At 68.2% G+C, this 20,097-nt stretch carries 16 protein-coding genes; 8 read left to right on the top strand and 8 right to left on the bottom strand.

The genetic code is table 11. From position 1 onward, the window contains the following. Positions 1-70: 70 nt before the first annotated feature. The 7 genes from EV659_RS09765 to EV659_RS09795 all read right to left on the bottom strand — a co-directional run bounded on the left by EV659_RS09765 (position 71) and on the right by EV659_RS09795 (position 9,333). The gene (locus EV659_RS09765; RefSeq protein ID WP_207894076.1) at positions 71-1,513 is read right to left on the bottom strand and encodes a leucyl aminopeptidase family protein; all 1,443 of its coding nucleotides are present in this window, start codon (positions 1,511-1,513) and stop codon (positions 71-73) included. A 73-nt stretch (positions 1,514-1,586) separates the two neighbouring features. Further along, positions 1,587-3,482 (bottom strand): molecular chaperone HtpG, encoded by a 1,896-nt coding sequence (gene htpG, locus EV659_RS09770; protein ID WP_132708699.1) that lies wholly within the window; start codon positions 3,480-3,482, stop codon positions 1,587-1,589. Between the two features lie 133 nt (positions 3,483-3,615). Continuing rightward, positions 3,616-4,746: a DUF4340 domain-containing protein gene (locus tag EV659_RS09775; protein ID WP_132708700.1), complete on the bottom strand. Its 1,131-nt coding sequence runs from the start codon at positions 4,744-4,746 to the stop codon at positions 3,616-3,618. Further along, positions 4,743-6,752, bottom strand: a complete 2,010-nt coding sequence (locus EV659_RS09780) for a Gldg family protein (protein ID WP_132708701.1) — start codon at positions 6,750-6,752, stop codon at positions 4,743-4,745. Before EV659_RS09780 ends, EV659_RS09775 begins: the two co-directional genes overlap by 4 nt. Then, a complete protein-coding gene (locus EV659_RS09785; protein ID WP_132708702.1) occupies positions 6,752-7,477 on the bottom strand; it encodes an ABC transporter permease subunit in 726 nt (241 codons plus the stop codon). The genes EV659_RS09780 and EV659_RS09785 overlap by 1 nt, the downstream gene beginning before the upstream one ends. Continuing rightward, the gene (locus EV659_RS09790) at positions 7,474-8,460 is read right to left on the bottom strand and encodes an ABC transporter ATP-binding protein (protein WP_132708703.1); all 987 of its coding nucleotides are present in this window, start codon (positions 8,458-8,460) and stop codon (positions 7,474-7,476) included. Before EV659_RS09790 ends, EV659_RS09785 begins: the two co-directional genes overlap by 4 nt. A 186-nt stretch (positions 8,461-8,646) precedes the next feature. After that, positions 8,647-9,333, bottom strand: a complete 687-nt coding sequence (locus tag EV659_RS09795) for a glutathione S-transferase family protein (RefSeq protein WP_132708704.1) — start codon at positions 9,331-9,333, stop codon at positions 8,647-8,649. A gap of 394 nt (positions 9,334-9,727) precedes the next feature. On the opposite strand from EV659_RS09795, the gene EV659_RS09800 reads away from it, so the two are divergent. From EV659_RS09800 to EV659_RS09820, 5 genes are all read left to right on the top strand, one after another. Further along, positions 9,728-10,612 carry an HpcH/HpaI aldolase/citrate lyase family protein gene (locus tag EV659_RS09800; protein ID WP_132708705.1) on the top strand — a complete coding sequence of 295 codons (885 nt, stop codon included), beginning with the start codon at positions 9,728-9,730 and terminating at the stop codon, positions 10,610-10,612. Between the two features lie 406 nt (positions 10,613-11,018). Then, complete coding sequence (gene sdhC / locus EV659_RS09805) at positions 11,019-11,414, top strand: succinate dehydrogenase, cytochrome b556 subunit (protein WP_132708706.1); 396 nt, start codon at positions 11,019-11,021, stop codon at positions 11,412-11,414. A gap of 1 nt (position 11,415) precedes the next feature. Then, a complete protein-coding gene (gene sdhD / locus EV659_RS09810; RefSeq protein WP_132708707.1) occupies positions 11,416-11,799 on the top strand; it encodes a succinate dehydrogenase, hydrophobic membrane anchor protein in 384 nt (127 codons plus the stop codon). A 3-nt stretch (positions 11,800-11,802) separates the two neighbouring features. Continuing rightward, positions 11,803-13,596: a succinate dehydrogenase flavoprotein subunit gene (gene sdhA, locus EV659_RS09815; RefSeq protein WP_132708708.1), complete on the top strand. Its 1,794-nt coding sequence runs from the start codon at positions 11,803-11,805 to the stop codon at positions 13,594-13,596. Positions 13,597-13,702: 106 nt separating this feature from the next. After that, a complete protein-coding gene (locus EV659_RS09820) occupies positions 13,703-14,482 on the top strand; it encodes a succinate dehydrogenase iron-sulfur subunit (protein WP_132708709.1) in 780 nt (259 codons plus the stop codon). A 59-nt stretch (positions 14,483-14,541) separates the two neighbouring features. Here EV659_RS09820 and EV659_RS09825 read toward each other — a convergent pair whose 3' ends face one another. Then, positions 14,542-16,302, bottom strand: coding sequence for a methyl-accepting chemotaxis protein (locus EV659_RS09825; protein WP_132708710.1), 1,761 nt, complete (start codon positions 16,300-16,302; stop codon positions 14,542-14,544). 220 nt (positions 16,303-16,522) lie between these two features. On the opposite strand from EV659_RS09825, the gene zapE reads away from it, so the two are divergent. The 3 genes from zapE to sucC all read left to right on the top strand — a co-directional run bounded on the left by zapE (position 16,523) and on the right by sucC (position 20,097). After that, a complete protein-coding gene (gene zapE / locus EV659_RS09830) occupies positions 16,523-17,740 on the top strand; it encodes a cell division protein ZapE (RefSeq protein ID WP_200287576.1) in 1,218 nt (405 codons plus the stop codon). Positions 17,741-17,936: 196 nt separating this feature from the next. Beyond that, positions 17,937-18,896, top strand: coding sequence for a malate dehydrogenase (mdh, locus tag EV659_RS09835; protein WP_132708711.1), 960 nt, complete (start codon positions 17,937-17,939; stop codon positions 18,894-18,896). A 34-nt stretch (positions 18,897-18,930) separates the two neighbouring features. Further along, positions 18,931-20,097: an ADP-forming succinate--CoA ligase subunit beta gene (sucC, locus tag EV659_RS09840; RefSeq protein ID WP_132708712.1), complete on the top strand. Its 1,167-nt coding sequence runs from the start codon at positions 18,931-18,933 to the stop codon at positions 20,095-20,097.

Below are 20,097 nucleotides of genomic sequence, written 5' to 3' on the forward strand. Positions count from 1 at the left end.
CCCAAAAGTCGCAGACCTAGAGCCTAGGAAGGCGCCCGTTAAGGCCGGCTTAATGGCGCCGGCCGGCGGGTCACGACGCCGGGAAGCGGTCGGCCAGATAGCGGAACACGGTGCGCAACGCCATCGCCTCGCCGCCCTGGGGCCGGCCGGCGCGGTTGCGCTGGTTGTAAGCATAGACATCGAAATGCGCCCATTGCGGCAGGTCGGCGGCGAAGCGTTGCAGGAACAAGGCGGCGGTGATCGCCCCGGCCATGCCGGTCTCGGCAGCGTTGACCATGTCGGCGATCGGCGACTTCAGGTCTTCTTCGTAAGGCGCATAGAGCGGCAGACGCCACACCGGGTCGCCCTCGGCCGCCGCCGCCTGGGCAAGCGCCATGGAGAGCCCGTGGTCGGCCGTGAACAAGGCCGGCACGTCGGCGCCGAGCGCCACCCGCGCCGCCCCAGTCAGGGTCGCGAAGTCGAGCACCAGGTCGGGCGTGTCTTCAGCGGCATAGGTGAGCGCGTCGGCGAGCACCAAGCGGCCCTCGGCATCGGTATTGGTGATCTCGACGCTGTGGCCGGCCCGGCTCGACAACACGTCGCCGGGGCGAAAGGCGTTGCCCGAGACGGCATTTTCCACCGCCGGGATCAGCACCCGCAGGCGCACGTCGAGCCCCGCGGTCATGATCCAGTGGGCCAGCCCGAGCGCGTGCGCCGCGCCGCCCATGTCCTTTTTCATCAGCCGCATGGCGTTCGACGGCTTGAGGTCGAGGCCGCCGCTGTCGAAACACACGCCCTTGCCCACCAGGGTCAGCTTTGGCGCGTCGGCGCGGCCCCAGCGCAGATCGATCAGGATCGGCGGCGTGGCACTCGCCCGGCCCACGGCGTGGATCAGCGGAAAGCCCTCGTCGAGCAGATGGTCGCCCTCGATGCAGCGGAACGAGGCCTGGTGGCGCTGGGCCAGAATGCCCGCCTCATCGGCCAGTTGGCGCGGCCCCATATGCTCGGTCGGCGTGTTGACTAGGTCGCGGACCATGAACAGCCCTTCAAGCGCCGCCACCGCGTCGGCGAGCGCCAGCCCCTCGGGCAGCACCAGCCGGCGCGGCTCGACCGGCTCGGCGGCCTTGCGATAGCGCTCGAACCGGTACTGAGCCAGCCCCCAGCCCAGGGCGGCGTGGCGCGCGGCGTCGCCCGACAGGCTGGCGTCGATGCGGTAGACGCCCGCCGGCACCGCCTCGGCGAGCGCCGCATAGGCCCAGATGTCGGCCATTTCGGCGCCGTCCTCGCCCAGCCCCAGGGCGACCGCCTCAAGCCCGCCCTTGGCCGACGGCAGCGTCACCACGCTGCCCTTGGCGGCCTTGAAGTCCTGCATCTCGGCCCAGCGCCGCTGCGGCGCGTCGAGCCCCTTGCGCCACGCCTCGACGCCCGCCGCCGCCACCGGACGAACCGGGGTCGCCCCCTTGGCCTCGGCGGCGTCGGGCGCGACGAACAGGGTTTCGGGCTTGGGCGTCATGGGCAGCGAGCCTTCGAACATGGGGCGGAGCCTTTCGGGGAGAAACGGAAAAAACCAAGGCAGCGGCGCCGGCACGAGGCCGGCACCGCCGCGCTCAGGCGAGACCTTGGGTGATCAGTCGGCTCAAGCGGCGCGAGAAGGCGGCCGGGTCGTCCGGCGTCTCGCCTTCAAGCACCCGCGCCTGGTCGAACAGCAGCCAGGCGGCGTCTTCCAGGATCGGGGCGTCGCCCTTGCCCGCCGCCTCGGCCATGGCGCGGACCATGGCGTGGCCGGGGTTGATCTCCAACACCTTGGGCATGGCCTGGGCCATCTGCTGGTGCGCCTTGAGCATCCGTTCGAGGTGCAGGTCCATGCCGGCATCGTCGGCGACCAGGCAGGCCGGCGTCTCGGTCAGCCGGTCGGAACGGCGCACGTCGGTGACCGTATCGCCAAGCGCTGCCTTGAGCCGCGCGATCAGCGCGTCGAGCTTGTCGTCGGCCACCGGCTCGGCGTCGTCGCCGGCCGGCGCATCGCCCAGGTCCTTGAGGTCGGAGCCGCCGCGGGTGATCGACTTGAACGGCTTGCCCTCGAAATCGGTCGCCACCTGGAGCCAGAAGTCGTCCACCGGGTCGGACAGCAGCAGCACTTCCACGTCGCGGGCCTTGAAGCCTTCAAGCTGCGGCTGGCGCGCCACCGCCGCCTCGTCCTCGCCGGTGACATAGTAGATGGCGCTCTGCTTGTCCTTCATGGCGGCCACATAGTCGGCCAGCGACACCCAGCCGTCGCGCTTGGTGGTGCGGAAGCGCGCCAGCTTGAGCAACTGCTCGCGCCGGTCGGCGTCTTCGTAGAGCCCTTCCTTGAGCACCGGGCCGAACTGTTCCCAGATCTTGGCGAAGGTCTCGGGCTGCTTGTCGGCCAGGCGTTCGAGCTCGGTCAGCGCCTTGTTGGTGATCGCCTTGCGCATGCGCCGGACCACCGGGTTGTTCTGCAACATCTCGCGGCTGATGTTGAGCGGCAGGTCCTCCGAGTCGATCACGCCGCGCAGGAAGCGCAGCCAGCCGGGCAGCAACTCGGCGGTGTCGTCGGTGATATAGACCCGGCGCACATAGAGCTTGACGCGCGGCTTGCGGGCCGGGTCAAACAGGTCCATCGGGCGCATGGACGGCACGAACAGGAGCACCGTGTACTCGATCATGCCCTCCGCCTTGTAGTGGATCGTCCAGGCGGGCTCGTCGAAGCCGCCGCCCACATGGCGGTAGAATTCGGTGTATTCCTCGTCCGCGATGTCGCCCTTGGGCCGGGTCCACAGCGCCGTGCCCTGGCTGACCGAGGCGGCGTCTTCCGCGCCCGCCTCGCGGATCGTCACCGGCACCGGGATATGGCCCGAATAGGTGCGCACGATGTCGTCGAGCTTGGTGGTGTCCAGAAACTCGCGCGCGTCGTCCTTCAGGTGCAGGATCACGTCGGTGCCGCGCCCGGCGCGCTCGGCGTTGCGGATCGCATAGTCGCCATGGCCGTCGGACTCCCACTCCTGTGCGGCCTGCTCGCCGGCGCGGCGCGAGATCACCCGCACCCGGTCGGCGACCATGAAGCTGGCATAGAAGCCGACGCCGAACTGGCCGATCAGCGACACGTCCTTGGCGGCGTCGCCGGTCAGTTGCTTGGCGAACGCCTCGGTGCCCGACTTGGCGATGGTGCCCAGATGCTCGCGCATCTCGGTGCGGTTCATGCCGATGCCATTGTCGCTGACCCGGATGGTGGCGGCGTCCTTGTCCACCTCGACGGTGATCGCGAAATCGGGGTCGTCGCGCGTCAGGTCGGGCTGTGTGAGCGCCTCGTAGCGCAGCTTGTCGCAGGCGTCGGCGGCGTTGGAGATCAGTTCGCGCAGAAACACTTCGCGCTCGGAATAGACCGAGTCGACCATCAACCGCAGCAGCTTGGCCACTTCGGCCTCGAAGCCGCGGCGTTCCTCGCCGCTCTGGTCTGAGGATTGGGTCTGACTGTCGCTCATCCGTCGGTGTCCTCCGGTCATCGGGTCTGGGGGGCGGTCATCGCCTGCGGGGCGCGCAACGCCGCGCCGCCGGTCGGGAATGGAAACGATCGCCGGCCGGACGCGACCCCGCCGCGCCCGGCCGGCCGCTGGATCAGGGCCGGGGCTCGCCCGCGTCGGGCTGGGCCGCATCGTCGGCGCCCTTGTCCGGGTCGGCGCTCTTGTCCGGGTCGGTACCAGTGTCGGCGTCGATCAGGTCATCGCGGCGCGGCGTCAGGTCGTCGCCCTTGTAGGCCGGCAGGGCATATATCCACCCCGACCAGCGCGCGTTCAAGGTCTGGGCTTCCTGCTCGATCTCGGCACGCCGGGCCTCGGCGCCCCCGTCCGCCTCCGCCGCGATCCGCGCGCCGTCCACCGAGGCGTCGAGCGCAACCCACGCAGCGTCGTCGCGCGGCCAGACCCGGGCGGTGACCACCAGGCCGTCCTTGGCGGTCAGGGTGACCACCACCGGCTCGCCCTCGATCCTCTTGTCCTTGGCCGGCGCCACGTCCTTGAGGTTGATGAAGGTGAGCGCGGTGACCGCCGCACCGGCCTTGCCGCCCGGCGCCACCGTCTCGCCCTCGGCGAGATCGGCGGGCACGAAGTCGCCGGTCTCGGCGTCGCGGACGATGCGCACGGCCTCGCCGTCGGGATGCGCGACCGAGAGTTCGGCGACCCGGGCCCGGTTCATGTCGAACACGTCCTTGTCGAGCCAGTCGATGGGGTCGGGGGACAGGCGCGGCAGGTTGGACACCGTCCAACTGGCCGCTTCCTCGGGCCGGCGCACGAAGGTCTCGCTGTCGCGGTCGACGCTGCCGGTCTCGCGCTGGCCCACATAGAGCACGGCGAGCGGCTGGCCCTGGGCGTCGAGCAGGCGCAACAGCTTGGCATTCTCCTCGCCCAGGCCCACCTTGGGCAACAGGTCGGGGTCGGCGGTCTTTTCCTGCAACCGCTCGGCGGCCACGATGCCGCGCAGCAGGTCGACCACCTGGTCGCGGCGGGCGGGATACCAGCGCCGTTCGCCCACCTGCCAGACGCCGTCGCGCTTGACCATCGAGACGCTATTGTCCGGCCCGGTGACGGTGATGCGACCGACCTGGTCGATCTTCTGGTCGAGCACCGGGAACAGCGCCCGGCTCGACGGCGGCGGCGCCGGGCGCTCACCGAACAGCACCCAGATCGCCCACAGCACCGCCAACAGGGTGACGAAGCCCAGAACCGTCGTCTCTTTCTGGCTCATGGTCATGGCCTTGCTCCTCGCTTACGCCGCCAGACTACCAAAACGCCGACGCCCAGTACGATGAGCATCGGCACGGCGGCAATGTTGAGGAACGCCAGCAGGTTGCCCAGCCGCTCGATATCGCTGCGCAGGTTGCGCTCCACGTCGCGCAATTCCTGGCGCACGGCGAGGCGCTCCTGGCGGAACCGCTCGATGGCCGCTTCCTGCTCGGGCGACAGCAAAAGCTGGTCGTCCGGCGTCTGGCCCTGCAATTCCGCCAGCCGGCGCTCGGTCTCTTCCAGGCGCGCCTGCAGGCGTTGCTCCTGCTCAAGATAGCGCGCTTCGGCATCGCGGCGCATCTCTTCAACGACCGCGAACGGCCGCTGCGAAACGCCGCGCCCGCGCAGGCTCATCAGCGCCTTGGAACCCGACAGGTTCTCCAGCGCATTGATGACGAAGGTGCCGTTGTCGGCGATCGGCTGGGCGACCCGCTGGCCGAAGATATTCTGCACCCGGACCCAGAAGCGGTCGTCCATCAGGTCGGCGTCGGCGACGACGATGATGTTGATGTCGCCCTGGGTGCGGTGGGCGGCCTGTATCTCGGTCGCCGGGACGCTCTCGGCCCCGGCGTCGGGGCTGGCGGCATCGTCCGACGCCGCCCCACCCGCATCGCCCTCGGCGGGCTCCGCCCTCTCGTCGCTCTCCTCGGCGGCGTCGCCCTCGTCGGCCGGGTCCGGTTCGGGCGCCACGGGGCCGTCGGCGAACGCGGTCCGGGCCGGGCCCGAGACGCGCGCGGCCAGCGTATAGACCCGGTCGTCGGGGTCGAGCGCGCGCATCAGCGCGTCGGCGTCGGGCTGGGCCAGGTTGGCGGGGATGTCCATCAAGGCCGACGCCCGGCTTGACTGCACCAGCGGCCGGAACGCGGTGGTCGCGCCGTCGATCGGGCTCAATGCGCCGGCGGTGGCGAAGTTGAGCGCGTTGACCGGGCCGGTGACCGGGTCGCGCGGGTCGATGCTGTCGTCGGTCACCGCCAGCCACAGCACATAGTCCTTGGTCTGGCGGAATCCGCCGCCGCCGAAATCGACGCGCTGGGAATAGGCCAGATCGCCGACCAGCTTGTCCTCGGTCATCTCGACGCCCCAGGCGGCGAGCAGGTCGGGCAGGCCCGAACTGTCGGGCATGTCGCCGCCCATGCCGGCCATGGGACCGCCGGCGGCCAGGCTGGCTTCCGATTGCGGGTCGAGGAACAAGGCCGCGTGGCCGCCGCCAAGCACATATTGGTCGATCAGATAGCGCTGCCGGTCGCTCAGTGCCGGCGGGTGGGCGAGCATGAGCACGTCGGTGTCGGCGGGCAAGGCGTCGAAGCCGGGGTCGAGCACGGTGACGTCGAACAGCTCCACCAGCTGCTCATAGACGATCTGCGGCGGCGTGCCCCCGCCGCCCATCAGCGGATTGCCCGGCGCGCCTTCGAGCGGCAGGGTGGTCAGGATGGCGAGCTTGGGCAGCGCCTTGGCGTCGAGCGTGTAGATCAGCTTGGTCAGGTCGTATTCAAGGAACTGCTCGCGATCCGGCGACAGGAACTCGATCACCTCTTCCTGGTCGGTGCTGTCCTCGGCGACCAGCCCCAGATAGAGCGGTGCGCCGTCGCCGAGCCCGCCGATCGGCCGGATGCCGGCCGCCGCCGCCTCGTCCTCGGCCTGGGTGAACGGGCGCGGGTCGACCACCTTGAGGTCGATCTTCGACCCGGCGAGGGCGCGATACTCGCGCAACAGATCCTCGACCCGCCGGCCATAGGCGAACAGGCGCGGATTGTTGGCCGCCGCGCGCTCGGAGAAATAGAAGGTGATCGACACCCGTTCGTTGAGCCCTTCGAGCACCTCCTCGGTGCCCTCGGACAGGGTGAACAGCCCTTCCTGGGTCATGTCGAGCCGCGCCGACGAGAACAACCGGTCGGCCACGATGTTGATCGACACGAACAGCAAAAAGGCCAGGACGCCGGCGACGGCGCCCGAGCGGAGCCAGTTGGTGCGCATCAGCCCGCCTCCCGCGCGTTATCCAGAAACAACCGGTTCAAGAACAACCAGAAACCGATCAGGGTGGCGAAATAGATCACGTCGCGCAGGTCGAGCACGCCGCGCGAGATGTCGTTGAACCGGGTCAGGAAGCTGAACTTGGCCACTTCCTTGCCGACGGCGTCGGGGAAGAACGCCTGGACGATCTCCAGCCCCGACACGGTGAACAGGAAACACACGGTCACCGACAGCACGAACGCCACCACCTGGTTCTTGGTGGTCGCCGAGACCGCCGCGCCAATGCCCAGATAGGCGCCGGCCATCAGCAAGGCGCCCAGATAGCCCGAGACGATGGCGCCATTGTCGGGGCTGCCCAGGAAATTGACCGTGATCACCAGCGGGAAGGTCAGGCCCAGGGCCACGGCGGTGAACGCCCAGGCGGCGAGGAACTTGCCGACCACGGCGCCCGAAATGCCGATGGGCAGGGTCATCAACAGTTCAAGCGTGCCCGACTTGCGCTCCTCGGCCCACAGCCGCATGGCCACCGCCGGGATCAGAAACAGATAGAGCCAGGGCAGATAGGCGAAGAACGGCAGCAGGTCGGCCTGGCCGCGCTCGTAAAAGCCGCCGACGAAAAAGGTGAACACCCCGCTCAACACCAGGAAGATGACGATGAACACATAGGCGAGCGGGGTCGCGAAATAGGCCCGGAACTCGCGCTTGAAGATACTCAGCCAGCCGGTCATGCGCGCACCTCTTGGCCTTGATTGCTGTCCTGATGGTCGGTCTCGCGGCTGGTCAGCGCGCGGAACACCTCGTCGAGCCGCCCGGCGTCGAGCTCCAACTCGTCGGCGGGCCAGCCGGCGCCGTCGATCACCCCGGTGACCCGGTTGATGAGCGCGATGCGGTCGTCGCCGGTGAGCGTGAAGCGCACCCGGCCGTCCGGCGTCGGGTGCCGGTCCATGGCGCTGACCTCGTCAAGGTCCTCGAACTGCTCGACCGCGTCTTCGACCGCGTCGGCGGGCAGGATCACCCGCAAGGTGCCGGCGCCCTCGGCACGGCCGCGAAACTCGGCCGGCGTGCCGTCGAAGACGATGCGGCCGCGGTCGATCAGCACCACGCGGGTGCACACCGCCTCCACCTCTTCAAGGATGTGGGTCGAGACGATGATCGCCTTGTCCTTACGCATGCCGTCGATCAGGTTGCGCACATCGTGCTTTTGATTGGGGTCGAGGCCGTCGGTGGGCTCGTCGAGGATCAGCACATCGGGGTCGTGCAGGATCGCCTGCGCGAGCCCGACCCGGCGGCGAAAGCCCTTGGACAGCGTCTCGATGGTCTGGTCGATCACCCGGTCGAGCGACAGGGCGTGCACCGCCCGGGCCACCGCGGCGTCGCGCGCCGCCCCGGTCAACCCCCGGGTTTCGGCGGCGAAGGTCAGAAACCCGCGCGGTGTCATATCCCCATAGGCCGGCGCGCCCTCGGGCAGATAGCCGATCTGTCGCTTGGCCCGTTCGGGATCGTCGGCCACCGACACGCCGCCCACATACGCCTCGCCCTCGCTGGGGTCGAGAAAACCGGTGAGCATCTTCATGGTGGTGGTCTTGCCGGCCCCGTTGGGACCGAGGAAGCCGAGCACTTCGCCGGCCTCCACCTTCAGGGAAATATGGTCGACCGCGGTGATCGGCCCGAAGCGTTTCACCAGCGATCGCGCCTCCAGGCGTGGAGCCATGTGCAGCCTGCCTCTCTTTCGCCGATGCCCATCCGACGATGGGCCCAAAAGATGATGGAACGACGGCACGGGCGGCGTCCGTGCCGCACAGCGCACCGTCATAGGCGCTGCGCGGCACGCGTTCAAGCCCGAAGCCAAGCCGCGCGGCACAAGGGTTTCGCGCCCTGCCCCGCCCCGTCGGCGGCCTTAGACGGCGCGCCTGGCGCCGCCGATCAGATCGTCGAACAAGGCAAACATGCGCGCGCGCCAGTCGCACAACACCGCGTCGCCGGCCAGCGGGTCGAAGGGCGAGACCAGATGCGCCCAGGCGAACGGCCCGGCGAGCAGATAGTCGCCATGGGCGGGCTCGTCGCCGCACACAAACGGCTGGTCCTTGAGCGTCGCGGCCAAGGGGGCGAGCCGGGCCTGCAGCGCGTCGCGCGCCGCCGCCCGGTCTTCGGCCGCCTGTTCGAGCGTCCGGCCCAAGGCGGCCTCGCGGCTGTTGCGGAAGTACGCGGCGTCGGCGTCGTCGAGCGCGGCGGCCACGTCGACCGCGATCATCGGGAACAGCCCGCGCACCACCACCCTGTCGGCGAAGCGGGCGACGAAGCGCGCCATGCCCCGCCCCGGCGCGCCGCCGAACAGCGACGGCCGGTCGGGATAGGTGTCTTCCAGATACTGCGCGATCGCCCAACTGTCGCCGACCCAGGCGTCGCCGTCATGGAGCACCGGCACGGTGCGCGACCCCGACGGGGCATAGGCGTCCTTGTCGCGAAACCTGGTCGGCACGGCCTCATAGGCGAGCCCCTTGTGGGCGAGCGCCAGCCGCACCCGCCAGACGAACGGCGAAAAACACACCGCCCGGTCGGCCCCGCATAATTCGTAAAGCTTCATGGCTCGGCTCCCCTGCCCTGGCCTATCTTGGCCTGCCCTGTCGATCGGCGCCCAGCAAGCCCGAGCGCGCGCGCCAACGCAAGCGCCGACGCAAGCGCCGACGCCGCCAGCGGGCGGCCCCTGAGAGTGCCGCGCCGCCTGGCGCCGGGCAAAAAAAAGCCCGGTTGACCCCGACGTCGCCAAAAGGGGGGAAACGCGACGCCGTCAGGTCACCGGGCCAGGAGCCAACGGTTTGACGGTGCGGGCCGAGTGCGGCGCGGGCACGGTCGAATTGTGGCGATTCCATGGCGCCCGGCGGTGCCGCCACCAGCCAAGCCCCGCGCGGGGCTTGGCACGGCCCGGGCCGGGCGGCTACACCCGGAACACGCATGCTTGCCAATGAGGAGCCCCGCCCATGACCAGACCCGCGTCGTCTGCCCTGCGCCCCCGCCGTTCGGTGCTTTACATGCCGGCATCCAAGGAGCGCGCGCTGGAAAAGGCCAAAACGCTGGACGTCGACGCGATCATCCTGGACCTGGAAGACGCCGTCGCCCCGGCCGCCAAGGAAGCGGCCCGTGCCCAAGCCGCCGGTGCAGTGCGCGACGGCGGCTATGGCGGGCGCGAATTGGTGATCCGCATCAATGGGCTCGACACGCCCTGGGGCGCCGACGACCTGACCGCCGCGGCCGAGGCACGCCCGCACGCCATCCTGGTGCCCAAGGTCTCCGACGCCGCCATGCTGGAAGACGTGGCCGGACGGCTCTACACCCTCGACCCGGCGCAGGAGGTGGCGCTGTGGGCGATGATGGAGACGCCGCGCGGCATCCTCAACGCCGCCGCCATCGCCGATGCCACGCCCCGGCTGACCGCGCTGGTCATGGGCACCAACGACCTGGCCAAGGAACTGCACAGCCGCGCCATGCCCGACCGCCAGGCCATGCTGACCAGCCTGGAGATGGTGGTGCTGGCGGCCCGCGCCGCCGGGCTCGCCGCCATCGACGGGGTATTCGGCGACCTCAACGACGACGACGGGCTGGCGCGCGAATGCGCCCAGGGCGTCGGCCTCGGCTTCGACGGCAAGACGCTCATCCACCCCAAACAGCTGGCCGCCGCCAACACCGCCTTCGCGCCCGCTGCCGACGACATCGCCGACGCCCGCCGGATCATCGAGGGCTGGGAGCGCGAGGACGGCGACGCCAAGGGCGTGGTCACCGTCGACGGCCGGATGATCGAGGCGCTGCACGTGGACCAGGCCCGGCGCCTGGTGGCACTCAAAGACGCCATCGACGCGCGGGGCTGAAACCCGGCCTGTGCGCCGGGCCGCGCGCCATCGGCCCAAAGCCCCCTGGGCATTGAGTCGCCGGGGCGGTGCGCCCGGACCGACCCGCAGGCTCGGGTCGCGCACGCCGTGCTCTCACTCGGCCGTCATGGCGGGCAATGTGACGCCATGATGGCCGAGGGACGGGCGCGCAAGACCCGGTCGTCCACCGGCCCGATCCGGTTGCTTTTCGACCCTCGCGGGTATCGAGGCGGCGAATTGCTTGCCCTTCGCGCGCGCCGGCGTTAAGGGTGCTCGACGCTCGCGGACGTGCCTGGGCAAGGGCTTGCGACCATCTGTCGGAGCCTCTGCCCCTCGCAGAGGCCCTATGCCATGCCTAGGTTAGAGCACGTTCGCCGACGGTTCGTGCAGGAAACCGGAGAGGTCCATGGCCCAACATCCCCGACCCCTTTCCCCCCATATCGGCATTTGGCGCTGGCGCTTGCACATGGCGCTGTCGATCCAGCACCGCTTGGCCGGCCTGGCCAGCGTGGCGGCGGCGCTGCTGCTGGTCTGGTGGTTGACCGCCCTGGCCAGCGGCCCCGACTATCACGCCTATTTCCTCAAGCTCATCGGCGGCGCGGTCGGCCACATCGTCCTGTTTCTGCTGACGCTCGCGCTGATGCTGCACCTGGGCTCGGGCATCAAGCACCTGGTCATGGACACCGGCGCGGGGCTGGAGCCCGACAAAAACCGACAATTGGGCAGCAGCCTGGCGATCCTGGCGGTGGTGTTGACGCTGGCGATCTGGATCGGCGCCCGTCTCGTCTTGCAGGGGAATTGACATGACCATCGAACGCACCGCGCTGGCCCGGGCGCGCGGCCTGGGCTCGGCCAAGTCGGGCACCGGACACTGGTGGCGCCAGCGGGTGACCGCGGTGATCAACCTGGTGTTGGTCGGCTGGTTGATCGTGTCGCTGGTGGCCATGGCCGGCAGCAGCTACGACGCGCTGGTCGCCTGGATGCGCAACCCGGTGGTCGCCGCCCTGCTGATCCTGTGCGTCATGAATGTGTTTTACCATGTCCGCCTGGGCCTGCAGGTGGTGGTGGAAGATTATGTCCACCGCGAATGGCTCAAGGTCGCGCTGGTGATCCTGATGACCCTGGTCTGTGCCGGCCTGGGATTGCTCGGCGTCGTTTCCGTTCTTCAGATTGCTTTGGGTGCTTAACAGATGAGCCAAGCCTATCCGATTACCGACCATGTCTACGACGCCGTCGTAGTGGGCGCCGGCGGCGCCGGGCTGCGTGCCACCATGGGGCTGGCCGAACGCGGCCTGCGCACCGCCTGCATCACCAAGGTGTTTCCGACCCGCTCGCACACCGTGGCGGCGCAAGGCGGCATCGCCGCCGCGCTCGGCAATATGGGCCGCGACACCTGGCAATGGCACGCCTATGACACGGTCAAGGGCTCGGACTGGCTCGGCGACCAGGACGCCATCGAATATCTGTGCAAGAACGCCCCGCAGGCGGTCTACGAGCTCGAACATTATGGCGTGCCGTTCTCGCGCACCGAGGAAGGCAAGATCTATCAGCGCGCCTTCGGCGGCATGACCACCGAGTTCGGCGAAGGCCCGTCGGCGCAGCGCACCTGCGCCGCCGCCGACCGCACCGGCCACGCCATGCTGCACGCGCTCTATCAACAGTCGCTCAAGCACAAGACCGAGTTCTTTATCGAATATTTCGCGCTCGACCTGATCATGGAAGACGGTGTCTGTCGCGGGGTCGTGGCGCTCAACCTGGAGGACGGCACCCTGCACCGCTTCCAGTCCGAGGCCGTGGTGCTGGCCACCGGCGGCTATGGCCGGGCGTATTTCTCGGCCACCTCGGCGCACACCTGCACCGGCGACGGCGGCGGCATGGTGGCCCGCGCCGGCCTGCCCTTGCAGGACATGGAGTTCGTGCAGTTCCACCCCACCGGCATCTACGGCGCCGGCGTGCTGATCACCGAGGGCGCGCGCGGCGAAGGCGGCATCCTGCGCAACGCCGAGGGCGAACGGTTCATGGAACGCTACGCGCCGTCGGCCAAGGATCTGGCCAGCCGCGACGTGGTCTCGCGCTCGATGGCGTCCGAAATCCGCGACGGCCGCGGCGTCGGCCGCGAAGGCGACCATATCCACCTGTACCTCAACCATATCGACGCCGACGTGCTGGCCGAACGCCTGCCCGGCATCTCCGAGGCGGCCAAGGTGTTCGCCGGCGTCGACGTGACCAAGGACCCGATCCCGGTCATCCCCACCGTGCACTACAATATGGGCGGTATCCCGTGTAACTATCACGGCGAGGTGGTGACCAAGCAGGGCGACGACGCCGACACGGTGGTCGAAGGGCTCTATGCGGTCGGCGAGGCGGCTTGCGTGTCGGTACACGGCGCCAACCGGCTGGGCTCCAACTCGTTGATCGACCTGGTGGTGTTCGGCCGCGCCACCGCCGACCGGGTAGCCGAGAAGGTGCAGCCCGGCGACGGGCTCAAGGCGCGGACGCTCAAACCCAAATCGGGCGACGAGGCGCTTGCCCGGCTCGACCGGTTCCGCCACGCCGACGGCGGCTCGCCGACGGCGCAAATCCGCGGCAAGATGCAGAAGACCATGCAGTCCAACTGCGGCGTATTCCGCACCACCGAGATCCTGGACGAAGGCAAGACGCTGATCGACAATGTCTACCAGCAGATGGCCGACATCAAGGTGACCGACCGGTCGCTGGTCTGGAACTCGGACCTGATCGAGACGCTGGAGCTCGACAACATGATCGCGCAAGCGGTGGTGACCATGCATTCGGCGGCCAACCGCAAGGAAAGCCGCGGCGCGCACATGCATGAAGACCATCCCGAGCGCGACGACGAGACCTGGATGAAGCACACGCTCGGCTGGGTCCGCGACGGTAAGGTCGAGTTGGACTATCGCCCGGTGCACACCTACACCCTGACCGACGAATTCCCGTACATCGAGCCCAAGGCGCGGGTGTACTGAGCGCATGACGGCCCGCCGGACCTGCCGCCGGCGCGCCACCCGATTTCAAGGACCGGGGCAGTCGCTGCCACTGCTGCCCCCGGCCGTATCGAGGGGACCCTGACCCATGGCCGAATTCACCCTGCCCAAAGGCTCGCGCGTCAAAAAGGGGCGCACCTTCCCCGCGCCTGAAGGCGCCACCAACACCAAGCGGTTCCACATCTATCGCTGGGACCCCGACGTCGGCGGCAATCCGCGCATGGACACCTACACGGTGGACCTGGACGAGTGCGGCCCGATGGTCCTGGACGCGGTGATCAAGATCAAGAACGAGATCGACCCGACGCTGACCTTCCGCCGGTCGTGCCGCGAAGGCGTGTGCGGGTCGTGCGCCATGAACATCAACGGCACCAACTCGCTCGCCTGCACCACGCCCATCGAGGACTTCAAGGGCGACGTGATGGTCAATCCGCTGCCCCACCAGCATGTGGTCAAGGACCTGGTGCCCGACCTCAGCACCTTCTATGCCCAGTACAATCTGATCCAGCCATGGATTCAGACCGACACGCCGGCGCCGACCCAGGAGCGCCTGCAATCGCGCGAAGACCGCGCCAAGCTCGACGGGCTTTACGAGTGCATCTTGTGCGCCTGCTGCTCCACCTCGTGTCCGAGCTATTGGTGGAACGGCGACAAGTATCTGGGCCCGGCGGCGCTGTTGCAGGCCTATCGCTGGCTGGTGGACAGCCGCGACGAAGCCACCGGCGAACGGCTCGACATGCTCGAAGATCCGTTCCGGCTTTACCGCTGCCACACGATCATGAACTGCGCCAATGTCTGCCCCAAGGGGCTGAACCCGGCCAAGGCGATCGCCGAAATCAAGAAGATGATGCTCGAACGCCAGTTCTGAGCCACCGCCCGCGCCCAACCCGACGGCCGGACCGCGTACGCCCGCGGCCGGCCGTTCGTTTAGCTGAGGTCGCGCACGAACGCGTCGACCGCGGTGCGCAGATCCTCGGCCAACCGGCCCAGACTGTCGGCGGCATTGGCACATTCGGTGCTGGCGCCAAGCGCGGTGTTGGCACCGGCGCGCATCGCCTCCATACGATCGGTCAGTTGCTGCGTGTTGGACTGGGTTTCGGTCATGGTCCGGGCGATCTCCTGGGTCGAAGCGTCCTGTTCGCTGGTTGCCCCGGTGATCGCCTGCGCCTCGCTGTCGATATCGGCGATCGTCCCGTGCATCGACCCGATGGCGGTCACCGCCTCGCCCGTCGCCGCCCGCATCGCTGCCACCTGGGCACGGATTTCCTCGGTCGCCCGGGCGGTCTGACCGGCCAGAGCCTTGACCTCGCCGGCGACCACGGCGAAGCCCTTGCCGGCCTCCCCCGCCCGGGCCGCCTCGATGGTGGCATTGAGCGCCAGCAGGTTGGTCTGTTCGGCCACGTCCTGGATCAGGCCGACCACCTCGGTGATGCGCTCGCCCGCTTCACTCAGCCGGGTCATGCCGCTATTGGTGCGCTCGCCTTGCGCGACAGCGTCGGCGGCCGACTGGCTCGCCTTGTCGGTGCGCTCGGAAATCTCGCGGGTCGACGCCGCCAATTCCTCCACCGCCGCTGACACCGTACTGACCGCTTCGGAAGTCTGACGCCCCAGGGTGGCCGTGGTTTCGGCCGCCTCGGCATTGTCCTGGACATAGCTTTGCAAGGTGGCGACCTCGCCGGCCATGCCGCTGCTGGCCTCGACCACCCGTTCGACGATGGTGCGAACCCGGCTTTCGAACGCCGTCACCAAGCGCTGCAATTCGGCCTCGCGATCGCGGCGGGCCTGCTCGGCCTGATCGGCCTCGCGCGCCTGCTGCTCGGCCTCGCGGGCGCGCTGTTCCTGCAACCGCTCCGCCTCGGCCGCGCGCATCCGCTCCTCAGACAGGCGGTTTTCGCGCTCCACGCGCCGGGCCTCGATGGCGCTGTCCTTGAACAAGGCCGCAGCGCGCGCCATAGCTCCCAGATCGTCGCGTCGGTCGGTATCGGGCACCGGGGTGTCGAGCGCGCCCTCGCTCAACCGGGTCATCGCCCGGCTCAGCGCCAGCACCCGCCCCTGCACGGCGCGCGACAGCCAGACCAGACATCCGCCGGCGATCGCCGCCACCAGCCCGACCCAGGCGAAGATCCGCCGCAGCGCCGCCGCAGTCTGGGCATCCAGGTCGTCGATGTAAAATCCGGTGCCGACCACCCAGTCCCAGTCCGCTACCCGCACCACATGGGACAGTTTGGGCAGCGGTTCGGTCTCGCCCGGACGTGGGAAATGATATTGCACGAATCCCCGCCCATCGCGCCGCGCCACATCCACAAACGCCAGGAAGATTCGCTTGCCCAAGGCGTCCTCAAACGTCGATTGATCGGTCTGGTTGATCGCGTCGCTGGGGTGGTACACGATGAAAGCATCCAGATCGTTGATCCAGAAATAATTACTGCCCTCGTAATTGAGCGCGGCCACCGCCGTGATCGCTTGACGCTGTGCTTCCGAGCGGCTCAAGGCGCCCGCGCGTTCAAGCGACCGATAACGGTCGATTGTCGACACCGCAACGTCGGTCAGGGCTTGAAGTCGGGCTTGACGATCGCCCAACATATCGTCGCGCAGCGGTAAGACGGCGAGCAGAGCCACCGCCACCAGCGACACGAGCGACACAACCGTAAGCAGTGTCAGTGCACCACGGATCGAAGGTCGACGCATGGACAGGAAACTCCAGGGCAGCGCAAGAACTGACTATCGAAATCTTGTCACGCCCTGGACATACGCCCCCCCCGGTTAAGAGGACTTTAAAACGCCCGGCGCCGGTGGCCGTGCGCGCCCGTTCGGCGCGCTGGCGGGCGTCGAAATCCCTGGCCCCAAGCCCTGTCGCGTCCCATATATTCGCCCATTGACCAGCCGTTCGACGACGAAGGAGTTCACCTTGTACAGTGCGACCGCGCCGCGTGCCTCGGCGCCCGAAGACCCCGGCCCATTGGCGGCCTATCGAGCCTTGGTGGCAGCCGGCGACCTGCACCCGGACCCGGCCCAGGAGCAGGTGGCCCGGCGGCTCGAACGGCTGTATCGCGCGATCGACAGCTACCCCGCGCCGCGGCGCCGGACCCTCGACCAGAAGATCTGGCGGCGGCTGACCTTTCTGGCACGCAAGACCTCGGCGCCGCGGGGTCTTTATCTGTGGGGCGGCGTCGGGCGCGGCAAGTCGATGCTGATGGACCTGATGTTCGAGACCGCGCCGACGCCGCACAAGCGCCGGGTGCACTTTCACGAATTCATGGCCGAGGTGCACGACCGCATGACCCGGTGGCGCCGCCTGTCGCCCAAGGAGCGCGCGCAACTGGCCGGCACCACCGAGGACGATCCGATCCCGCCGGTCGCCCACCAGATCGCCCAGGATCTGTGCCTTTTGTGCTTCGACGAGATGCAGGTCAACGACGTGGCCGACGCCATGATCCTGGGCCGGCTGTTCGAAGAGTTGCTCGACCGCGGCGTGGTCATGGTCATCACCTCCAACCGGCCGCCCGACGACCTTTATCAGGACGGTCTCAACCGGCAATTGTTCCTGCCGGCCATCGACCTGTTGAATGAGCGGTTGGATGTGGAGACGCTGAACGGTCCCACCGACTATCGGCTCAATCGCCTGAGCGGCCTGAACACCTATCTCCATCCACTCACCGACGCCAATACCGACACCATGCGCCATGCCTTTTTCCGCATGACCGACCGGTCGATCGACGACGCCGACCAGGTGCCGACCGAGACCTTGACGGTGCAGGGCCGCGAGGTGTTCGTGCCCAAGTCGGCGCGCGGGGTGGCGGTGTTCAGCTTCAAGCGCCTGTGCGCCAACCCGCTCGGCGCGGCCGACTATCTGGCCATCGCGCGCCGCTTTCACACCGTTTTCATCGTCGGCATCCCCATTATGGGCCCCGAAAAACGCAATGAGGCCAAGCGCTTCGTTACCCTGATCGACGCGCTTTACGACCAGGGCGTCAAGCTGTTCGCGCTCGCCGAAGCACCGCCTCAGGATCTCTACCCCCAGGGCGACGGCACGTTCGAGTTCGAGCGCACCGTGTCGCGGCTCATGGCCATGCAATCGCAGGCATATCTGCGCTGCGGTCACGGCGGCGTCGACCCCGACGACTGACCGCTACGGGTCGGCCCCGACCCGTGCATCGACCGCCGCGCCGCCCCGCACGGCGCGGCGGTCGCCTGCGACTTTTATCGAATAACCGGCATGTTCACCGCCCCTTGTCCACCTAAACGAAACGCGGTACGATAGCCCGCAATTTGGTCTCAGTCTTTCTCTATCCTCCCCCGGCTTCGCAAAGGAGCATCCCCCCATGGCCCGATCCAAGATCGCCCTCATCGGCGCAGGCAATATCGGCGGCACGCTCGCCCATTATGCCGCGCTCAAAGACCTCGGCGAGGTCGTGTTGTTCGACATCAAGGCAGGCGTGCCGGAGGGCAAGGCGCTGGATCTGGCCCAGGTGGGGCCGGTGGACGGCTTCAACGGCAAGGTCACCGGCACCACGGATTATCAGGACATTGCCGGCGCCGACGTGGTCATCGTCACCGCCGGGGTGCCGCGCAAGCCGGGCATGAGCCGCGACGACCTGGTCGACACCAATCTCAAGGTCATGCGCGCGGTCGGCGACGGCATCAAGACCCACGCCCCCGACGCGTTCGTGATCTGCATCACCAACCCGCTTGACGTGATGGTGTGGGCGCTGCAAAAGATGTCCGGCCTGCCCACCAACAAGGTCTGCGGCATGGCCGGCGTGCTCGACAGCGCGCGCTTCCGCACCTTCCTGGCCGACGAATTCGGCGTCAGCCGCGAGGACGTGTCGGCGTTCGTGCTCGGCGGCCATGGCGACACCATGGTGCCGCTGGTGCGCTATTCCACCGTCGCCGGCATCCCGATCCCCGACCTGATCAAGATGGGCTGGACCACCCAGGAGCGCATCGACGCGCTCGTCGAGCGCACCCGCTTCGGCGGCGGCGAGATCGTCAAGCAACTGGGCACCTCGGCCTTCTATGCCCCGGCGGCGAGCGCCATCCAGATGGCCGAAGCCTATCTCAAGGACGAAAAGCGCGTGCTGCCCTGCGCCGCCTATCTGACCGGCCAGTACGGCGTCGACAATTACTATGTGGGCGTGCCGGCGGTGATCGGCGCCGACGGCATCGAACGCGTGGTCGAGGTGTCGTTCGAAAAGGCCGAACAGGACATGTTCAACCACTCGGTCGAGGCGGTGAAGGAACTGACCGCCGCGGCCATCAAGATCGACCCGAGCCTGGGCTGACGCCCGCCGCTGAACCAGACCGAGGATCATCGCGATGAACATTCACGAGTATCAGGCCAAGGCGCTGCTGAAGGAGTACGGCGCGCCCGTGCTCGGCGGCGGCGTCGCCTACACGCCGAGCGAAGCCGTCGAACGCGCCAAGGCCCTGGGCGGCCCGGTGTGGGTGGTCAAGGCGCAAATCCACGCCGGCGGCCGCGGCAAGGCCGGCGGCGTCAAGGTGGTCAAGTCGCTTGAAGAGGTGGAGGCGGTGGCCAAGGAGTTGCTTGGCAAAACCCTGGTCACCCACCAGACCGGCCCCGAGGGCAAGGAAGTGCGCCGGCTGTTCGTCGAGGACGGCTGCCGGATCGCCAATGAGCTCTATCTGTCGATGCTGATCGACCGCGCCACCGGCCAGGTGGCGATCGTGGCGTCGAGCGAGGGCGGCATGGACATCGAGGACGTGGCCGCCGCCACCCCCGAGAAGATCATGACCGTGCAGATCGACCCGGTGACCGGGCTGCAACCGTTCCATGCGCGCAAGGTGGCGTTCGGGCTCGGCCTGACCGGCAAGGCCGCCAAGGCGTGCATCAAGGTGGTGCAGTCGCTCTATGCCGCGTTCATCGCCAAGGACGCCGCGCTGGTGGAGATCAACCCGCTGGTGGTCACCGAGGACGACGATGTGGTGGTCCTGGACGCCAAGATGAGCTTCGACGGCAATGCGCTGTTCCGCCACGAGAAGGTGCGCGAGTTGCGCGACGAGTCGGAGGAGGACCCGGCCGAGGTGCGGGCCAGCCAGCACGAGCTGAACTATATCCGCCTCGACGGCAATATCGGCTGCATGGTCAACGGCGCCGGGCTGGCCATGGCGACCATGGACATCATCAAGCTGCAAGGCGGCGCGCCGGCCAACTTCCTCGACGTCGGCGGCGGGGCGACCAAGGAACGGGTCACCGAAGCGTTCAAGATCATCCTGTCGGACGAAAATGTCGAAGGTATTCTCGTTAACATTTTCGGCGGCATTATGCGCTGTGACGTGATCGCCGACGGGGTGATCGCGGCGGCACGCGAGGTGCAGCTCGCCGTGCCCCTGGTGGTGCGCCTGGAAGGGACCAATGTGGAAATCGGCAAGCAAAAGCTGGCCGAAAGCGGCCTCGCCATCGAGCCGGCCGACGATCTGAACGATGCCGCCGCCAAGGTGGTCAAAGCGGTGCGGGAGTCTTAA

The organism is Rhodothalassium salexigens DSM 2132 (assembly GCF_004341375.1).
Lineage (GTDB): Bacteria > Pseudomonadota > Alphaproteobacteria > Sphingomonadales > Rhodothalassiaceae > Rhodothalassium > Rhodothalassium salexigens.